This is a genomic window from Corynebacterium sp. HMSC069E04, from assembly GCF_001813175.1.
Taxonomy (GTDB): Bacteria; Actinomycetota; Actinomycetes; order Mycobacteriales; family Mycobacteriaceae; genus Corynebacterium; species Corynebacterium aurimucosum.
Genome location: NZ_KV811626.1, coordinates 20066 through 27354 on the forward strand (window position 1 = coordinate 20066; position 7289 = coordinate 27354).

Here is a 7289-nt window from a genome sequence, read left to right on the forward strand (position 1 = left end):
GTTTACCCCCAAGTGAACCATGTACGCATTCACAGAAGGTTTGTTTGCCCCCAAACAAACCTTCTGACCAGAACCATCTGAGTAGAACCATGTATCAGCGTCATGAGAGCTAGAGGAAACGCCACCGAACTGGGGGCTTAGGGGATGAGGAAGTTGCGGTCCGGGATGTCGGTGACGAGCATCTTGCCTGGGGCGTGCGTGATGGCCAGGCTGGGACGCGAGTTCATCACGATGGCCTGCGGAGTCACGCCGCACGCCCAGAAGACCGGGATTGTGCCCTCAGGAATGTCGACGGCTTCGCCGAAATCGGGCTGCGATAGGTCTTCGATGCCGATGGCGGCCGGGTCGCCCACGTGAACCGGGGCGCCGTGGACGCCTGGATAGCGGGAGGTGATGCGGACGGCATCGGACACCTGGTTCGCGGGGATCGGGCGCATCGATACGACCATCGGCCCGGAGAAGACCCCGGCTGGGGTGGTGGCGATGGACGTGCGATACATCGGTACGTTGCGGCCCTGCTCGATATGAGCGATGGAAATACCATCTTCCACAAGTGCATTCTCAAAAGTAAAGGAACAACCGATGAGGAAGGAGACGATGTCTTCGGAGTAGAAAGGGGAAGCGTCGCCAAGCGTCTGCGTGAGCTGGCCGTCCTCGTAGAGGTTGTAGGCCGGGATGTCGGTGCGGATGTCCCCGCCCGGGATGAGGTCAGAGGTGAACTGCCCGGCCTCCAGCACGCCGACGATGGGGCACGGCTTGGGATTGCGCTGCGCGAAAAGAAGGAAGTCGAAGGCGTACTCGCGCGGCAGGGCAATGAGGTTGGCTTGCATAAAGCCGCGGGCGTGGCCGGCAGTGGTGGTCATGTCGTGTGCGCGGGCAAAGGCGCGCACTTCTGCGGGAGTCTGCATCATGCCCATAGGTTAACGATTCCCGAGATGGATTTAATGCCAATGAAGATTTCCAGCGCGAGCGCCAGCACACCGGCGATAAGCAGCCACATCGGCTGCTTAACACCGTGGGTAAGGTCCTGGCGCTTGAACGCCACCCACATGACCATGGCGAAAGCGATGGGCAGGATGATGCCATTGAAGGCGCCAGCGAAGATGAGGAGCTTCTGCGGTGCAGAGTTGAGAATGCCGAAGAGGATGGCGCAGACCACGATGAAGCCTACGGTCAGGAAATTGCGAGTACGCGGGTTGATCTTCTGGGTGGTCACGAAGGTAATCGAGGTATAGGAAGCACCGATGACCGAGGATAGGCCGGCAGCGAAGAGGACGACGCCGAAGGCACGGAGACCAAATTCGCCGGCTGCGTGACGGAAGGCATCGGCAGCCGTGTTGTCTTCAGAGAGCGCAACGCCGGTCGACACGACGCCGAGGACCGCGAGGAAGAGTAGCACGCGCATAATGCCGGTGACGATGATGCCGAGCACGGAGGTCTTGGTAATCGCGTTGACGTTTTCCGGGCCGGACAGGCCGGAGTCGATGAGGCGGTGTGCACCGGCGAAGGTGATGTAGCCGCCCACCGTGCCGCCGATGAGGGTGGTGATGACGAAGAAATCGACGCTCTCCGGCATGACGGTGTTCTTCAGCGCCTCGCCCACCGGCGGCTGGGAAACAATCGCCACGTAAAGCATGAGCAGAATCATGATGGCGCCCAGCGCGGCGACGATGCGGTCGAGCGCGACGCCCGCCCGCTTGGACAAGAAGATGAAGATGGCGATAGCGGAGGCGATAAGGCCGCCGATACGAGCATCGATGCCCAGCAGGGCGTTAAGGCCGAGGCCCGAGCCGGCGATGTTGCCGATATTAAAGACCATGCCGCCGATGAAGACGAGAATGGCGAGGAACCATCCCAGCCCGGGCAGAACAGTATTACCCAGCTCGTTGGCACGCATGCCGGAGATGGCAAGCACGCGCCACACGTTCAGCTGAATGGCGATGTCGACGATGATCGACAGCGCAATGGCGAAGGCAAAGGCGGCGCCCATCTGCACGGTAAAGACGGAGGTTTGGGTCAAAAAGCCCGGGCCGATGGCGGAGGTGGCCATGAGGAACATGGCGCCGGCCATGGCGCCGATGCCCTTGGGGGCCTGCGCTTCTTGCGGCGCGTTCTGGGCGGCTTCCTGGGAAGCGGAGGATTTGGTGGGGTCCGAACTCATTGTTGGGCACCTTTCGTGACGAAGGTCGCATTAAACGTTGGTGAAAGCATAAGGGTTGTTGAACAATCTGTAAACAGCGCGGGGGTGGCGCACGTTACACCCACGGCAAAAGTGCAGCCACCCCCACACCCCTCGCCAGATTTCATTGCACGGCAATAGAAAGTGACCTAGGATACAAGTTAACTAATGGCCATTCGCATAAATCTATGGAGGAATTCATGCCCCAGGACATTTACATCGCCGGGGCTGCACGCCTGCCTATCGGCAAATTCGGCGGCAGCCTCGCGCGGCTTTCCCTGACCGAACTTGGCTCCCTTGCGGCCGAAACGGCTATTGAGCGTTCGGGGCTTTCAGGAGAAGACCTCGACACCGCCGTGGCCTCCAACGTCATGCCCGTTGTGCCGAAGGACCTCTATCTCTCCCGCGCGATTGCCCGGAACGTAGGGTTGCCAGACTCCTCCACTGCCATGGGCGTTAACCGCCTCTGCGGCTCCGGTGTCCAAGCAGTCATCAGTGCAGCCCAACTCCTGCAGTCTGGCGACGGCTCTCTAGCGTTAGCCGTCGGCGCAGAATCCATGAGTAACGCGCCCTACTCCGTCGAAGGAGCGCGCTTTGGCAAGCGCATGGGGGATGGCAAACTCTACGACTGGCTCACCGGCGCACTCTCCTGCCCCTTCGGCACCGGGCACATGGGCGTGACCGCAGAAAACGTCGCTGCGGATAACAACATCTCCCGCGAACGCCAGGACGAATTCGCCGCCGAATCCCAAGAGCGCGCCGCGAAGGCCCGCGCGGAGGGTGTGCATGCCGAGGAAATCGTCCGCGTCGGCGAGCTGGACTTTGATGAGAGCGTGCGGGAGACGAGCGTCGAGAAGCTGGCAGAGCTCAAGCCGGTCTTCGTTAAAGATGGAACCGTCACCGCCGGCAACGCCTCCGGCATCAACGATGGCGCTGCGGCCGCCGTGCTGGCCACCGCAGAGGAGGTGACCAAGCGTGGCCTAGACCCGCTGGCGAAGATTGTGTCCTGGTCCATCGCGGGCGTGGACCCGACGCGCATGGGCATTGGCCCCATCGCCGCCGTGCCGAAGGCGCTTGAGAAGGCCGGCCTGGAGTTGCAGGATATTGACCTCATCGAATCAAACGAGGCCTTCGCCGCCCAAGCCATCGCCGTGCAGGACCAGCTGGGCTTCGACCCGGCCAAGACGAATATCTATGGCGGTGCCGTCGCGCACGGTCACCCGGTTGGCGCGACGGGCATCATCCTGCTAACCAAGCTGGCTTATGCGCTGCGCCACCAGGGCAAGCGCTATGGCCTGGTCACCATGTGCATCGGCGGCGGTCAGGGAATCGCCATGATTATTGAGAATGGAGCGAAGTAAATGAGCATCACCAAGGTAGCCGTCATCGGCGCAGGTTCCATGGGTTCTGGCATTGCGGCACTGTGTGCGTCGGCAGGCATGGACGTCGTGCTGCTGGACCAGGACGCGGAGGGCGCCCAGAGGGGCGTCGAGATCCAGCTCAAGCGCAAGGGTTTCCACCTGCCGGAGTTTGCCGAGCGCGTGCGCGCCAGCGATGACTACGCCCTGCTGGAGGACCGCGAGTGGATCATCGAGGCCATCTTCGAAGACCTCGGCGCCAAGCATTCGCTCTATCAGGCCATTGAGCCTCATTTGTCTGCGGATGCTCTGTTGAGCTCGAATACCTCTACCCTGCCACTGGCTTCGCTCCTGGAGGGCGTGCCGGAGACCCGCCGCGATAAGTTCGCCATCACGCACTTCTTCAACCCGCCGAAGGTCATGCGCCTGGTAGAGCTCATCGCTTCCGGCTCCACGGAGGCTGCTCTGCGAACGACCATTGAGCAGACGCTGGGCAAGATTGCGCTTGAGTGCCGCGATACGCCGGGCTTCATTGCCAACCGTGTGGGCTGCTACTGGATGGCCGCCGGCGTCGCCCGCGCCCGCGAGTTCGACGTGAGCTACGAGCTTGCGGACGCTGCCTTCGGCCGCGCCTTCGGCATCCCCCGCACCGGTATTTTCGGGCTGCTCGACTACATCGGTCTCCAGCTGGTCAAGCCCATTTGGACGTCGTTGGAGACGGCCTTGCCGGCAGGTGATCCGCTGCTTGACGTCCCCCTTGGTAATGACTCCTTCATCGAAGGTCTCGTTTCTCGGGGGCTGACCGGCCGCACTGGTGAGGGTGGCTTCTATCGCGGCCGTGACGAGGTCATCAACTCCTCTTACGAGTACGTGCCCCGTACTCAACCCTCCGATCCTGTCGTGGGCCTCAAGGATCCGCGCGAGGTCATGGACACTGACTCCCCCGGCGGCCGTTTTGCCCGCGCGGTCTTCCTCGACACGCTGGCCTACTGCTGCGAGGTAGCTCCCTCCATCGCGGACCACGTGGGCCTCATCGACGAGGGACTGACCTTAGGCTTCGGCTGGAAGAAGGGCATCTTCGCGCTTGCCGACGCCATCGGTATCGACCACGTCGCCTCCGCTTATGGTGCAGACGTTCCTGAATTGGTCTCCGCTGCTGCTCAGGCGGGTGGCTTTTATGGCGAGGGCTCAGTGCTGTCCTCGACGGGTTCTCGTCAGGAGCTCGCGCCGCGCGAGGGCGTCGTAACGCTGTCTTCTCTTGATACTGAGACCATCGTTTCTCTGGAGGCGGGCGCAGTCCACGCGGTATCTACCTCAGCTGGGCGCATCGGCATCATCGACCTGCACACGCCGATGAATTCCTTGCCTGCCCCTGCCCTTGAAGTTATCTGCGCCGCCCTCGACGCTGTGCCCTCTTCCAACCTTGTCGCTCTGGTCATTGCTAACGACAAGCCGGTCTTCTGCGCGGGGGCGGACCTCGCGTCCATTGCGGCTGCGGGTGAATCGGGTTCCGCGTCGCGCGTCGAATCTTTGATCGCGGATGGCTCCAAGACCCTGCGTGCGCTCAAGTTCGCCCCGGTTCCCGTGGTGGCGGCTGTGCGGGGTGTTGCCTTGGGCGGTGGCTTTGAAACTGCACTGGCCTGCGACCGCATTGTTGCTCATGCTGATACGCGCCTCGGTTTCCCGGAGCGCACGGTGGGTCTCTACCCAGGCTGGACGGGCACGATCTCTTCGCTGGAGCGGCTCAAGGCGGCCGGTGTCGAAGACTATCACCAGAAGGCCTTCGACTTCATCGCCTCGGCGCGCAACTTCTCTTCTGCTTTCGAGGCACAGAAGGCTGGTTTCTTGGCTTCGGATGACGTCGTGCTCATGTCCTTCGACCACGTCCTCGCTCACGCTTTGCTCGAGGCCGCGGACCTGGCTGCCTCCTACACCCCGCCTGCAGACGCTTCTATCGAGATGTACTCCGGCTCCCCCGCCTTGGACCATGACTGGCCCATCGAGGGCACCACCGAGAACGACCACGTTATCGTGGCCAAGCTCGCCGAGATGTATACCGCCCCTACTTCCTCCAACTCCGCCCCTACTTCCTCCAACTCCGCCTCGGCTTCGCTGAGCTTCACCGAGTTCTGTGAGCGCGAAGTGGAATTCGACGTACCGCTGGTCCTCCTCCCAGCCAACGTGGAGCGCGCCAAACACATGGCCGCAACCCGCAAGCCCCTCAACAACTAGCCCCGGCCGCTTCTATTTCCCAACCCCGCTCCCTTTTTCGGAGTGGGGTTTCTCCTTGTTCGTTGCGACCTGGACCGGCAATTGACAGGCAGGTTTAAGCTGGTCACTTGCAAGTTTGAGCTGGTCATTCTGTGTACAGCTCAAACTTGCACATGGTTCCACTTAAAAGGCATTAGTCACATGGTTTACTTGCCCCCAAGTAAACCATCTAGGCGTTTACAAACGGTTCGTTTGCCCCCAAACAAACCTTTTCACTAATGCCTTCTGAATGAAACCATCTGGCAGCGCCCTCGTGCTGACAAGGAGGCTCGCTAGGCTGAACGAGGTTGCACGGTGTTTAACGCACCGCGCACCTCGTTAAGAACCTGTTCTCGGTTCTGGAGAAGATCCCGTGGTGAATAGCGCAGCACGATGTATCCAAGATTCTGAAGGTATTTCTCTCTTTGCCGCTCAGCCCGTATCACCGCTTCGGTAGATTTTCCGTAGGTCGCTCCGTCGTACTTCACAGCGCCGTCTATTTCCATGATGACTTTGCCGTTGAGAAGCAAGTCCGGCCGATACCCACCCTGAAGCTCTGGCTGAACCACGAGTTTCTTTCCCAGACCTTCCACAATTAACATGCCGCGCGCATAGGACTCATAGGGAGATTCGGCGAGGGCGGTAGCGTGCATAACCACTTTCCTAGCCTGAGCAGCACCTTTTACACGGCCCATTGCCGTGATCATTGACCGTAAATCGTCAATGCTAACGAGTCGTTTGCGCAAAGCGGAGTCGACAGCCATCAGCCCTTCCTCAAACGTCGCAAGCCGTGCGACGTCGATGCAGGTGCGCGCAACCGACGTGCACCGAAGCCCGAAGCGCTCCATAATGTCTGAGGTTGGCAGCCACATTTTTCGGTACATCACCTTGCTATCCCATTGCCGTCGCGGCGGGACTGTTTTGGATTGCCGTGCTAGAACAACCTGTGCGTCCCGAGACGACAGCGTCCACAAGCCCAACAGTTTGGCCGCAGATCTTTCCACGAGAACTGACCGATGAGCGCTACGCCCGAAGGCAACGATGTCAAAGAGATGGCGTTGGTAGTAAGGAAGAGCTGAATAGTACTCGCTGTTTATCGCGTAACGCGAGGTGAGGCGAATAAGTTCACCTGAAGCAAGTTGTTTCCACACAGGGTGGTTGTTCGAAAGGGGTCGTAGGTAAATGAGGTGTGAATCGTCAATCATGCTTCCATCATCATGGCTTCCAGCCCTCAAAAGCTACGGTCGATTCCCCGTCTGTGGATAACTACAACTCATCCATCGAATTGGCTGATCCTTCAACAAAGTAATCCACAAGGTTCCACTCACAAGGCTTCACTCAGAAGTCTCTAGTCAAAAGGCCCGTTTGCACCCAAGTAAACCTTCTAACAGCACAAAGAAGGTTCGTTTGCCCCCAAACAAACCTTCTCACTAATGCCTTCTGAGCAGAACCATCTTCGACCGCTCACGACGGTTTGAAGTGTCCCAGGTTTTGTTCCGTTT

5 protein-coding genes are annotated in these 7289 nt (G+C 60.0%); 2 read left to right on the top strand and 3 right to left on the bottom strand.

Translation table 11 applies throughout. The annotated features are described in order from the left end of the window. Positions 1-137 precede the first annotated feature (137 nt). Positions 138-917: a putative hydro-lyase gene (locus tag HMPREF2896_RS00950; RefSeq protein WP_371325880.1), complete on the bottom strand. Its 780-nt coding sequence runs from the start codon at positions 915-917 to the stop codon at positions 138-140. Continuing rightward, positions 908-2071 (bottom strand): NRAMP family divalent metal transporter, encoded by a 1164-nt coding sequence (locus HMPREF2896_RS00955; RefSeq protein WP_210388728.1) that lies wholly within the window; start codon positions 2069-2071, stop codon positions 908-910. Before HMPREF2896_RS00955 ends, HMPREF2896_RS00950 begins: the two co-directional genes overlap by 10 nt. 308 nt (positions 2072-2379) lie before the next feature. Here HMPREF2896_RS00955 and HMPREF2896_RS00960 point away from each other — a divergent pair, with 308 nt between their 5' ends. Together HMPREF2896_RS00960 and HMPREF2896_RS00965 are read left to right on the top strand one after the other, a co-directional pair. Next, positions 2380-3540 carry an acetyl-CoA C-acyltransferase gene (locus HMPREF2896_RS00960; RefSeq protein ID WP_070717006.1) on the top strand — a complete coding sequence of 387 codons (1161 nt, stop codon included), beginning with the start codon at positions 2380-2382 and terminating at the stop codon, positions 3538-3540. Next, positions 3541-5769 carry a 3-hydroxyacyl-CoA dehydrogenase/enoyl-CoA hydratase family protein gene (locus tag HMPREF2896_RS00965; RefSeq protein ID WP_070716991.1) on the top strand — a complete coding sequence of 743 codons (2229 nt, stop codon included), beginning with the start codon at positions 3541-3543 and terminating at the stop codon, positions 5767-5769. A 311-nt stretch (positions 5770-6080) separates the two neighbouring features. Here the strand turns inward: HMPREF2896_RS00965 and HMPREF2896_RS12265 are convergent, their stop codons facing one another. Continuing rightward, positions 6081-6992 carry a DUF559 domain-containing protein gene (locus tag HMPREF2896_RS12265; protein ID WP_083276458.1) on the bottom strand — a complete coding sequence of 304 codons (912 nt, stop codon included), beginning with the start codon at positions 6990-6992 and terminating at the stop codon, positions 6081-6083. Positions 6993-7289 lie beyond the last annotated feature (297 nt).

What these genes read in the sequence shown, in the direction of transcription:
- HMPREF2896_RS00965 (WP_070716991.1), top strand. Translation starts at nt 3,541, where the DNA reads ATGAGCATCACCAAGGTAGCCGTCATCGGCGCAGGTTCCATGGGTTCT.
- HMPREF2896_RS00955 (WP_210388728.1), bottom strand. Translation starts at nt 2,071, where the DNA reads ATGGCCGGCGCCATGTTCCTCATGGCCACCTCCGCCATCGGCCCGGGC.
- HMPREF2896_RS00960 (WP_070717006.1), top strand. Translation starts at nt 2,380, where the DNA reads ATGCCCCAGGACATTTACATCGCCGGGGCTGCACGCCTGCCTATCGGC.
- HMPREF2896_RS12265 (WP_083276458.1), bottom strand. Translation starts at nt 6,992, where the DNA reads ATGATTGACGATTCACACCTCATTTACCTACGACCCCTTTCGAACAAC.
- HMPREF2896_RS00950 (WP_371325880.1), bottom strand. Translation starts at nt 917, where the DNA reads ATGGGCATGATGCAGACTCCCGCAGAAGTGCGCGCCTTTGCCCGCGCA.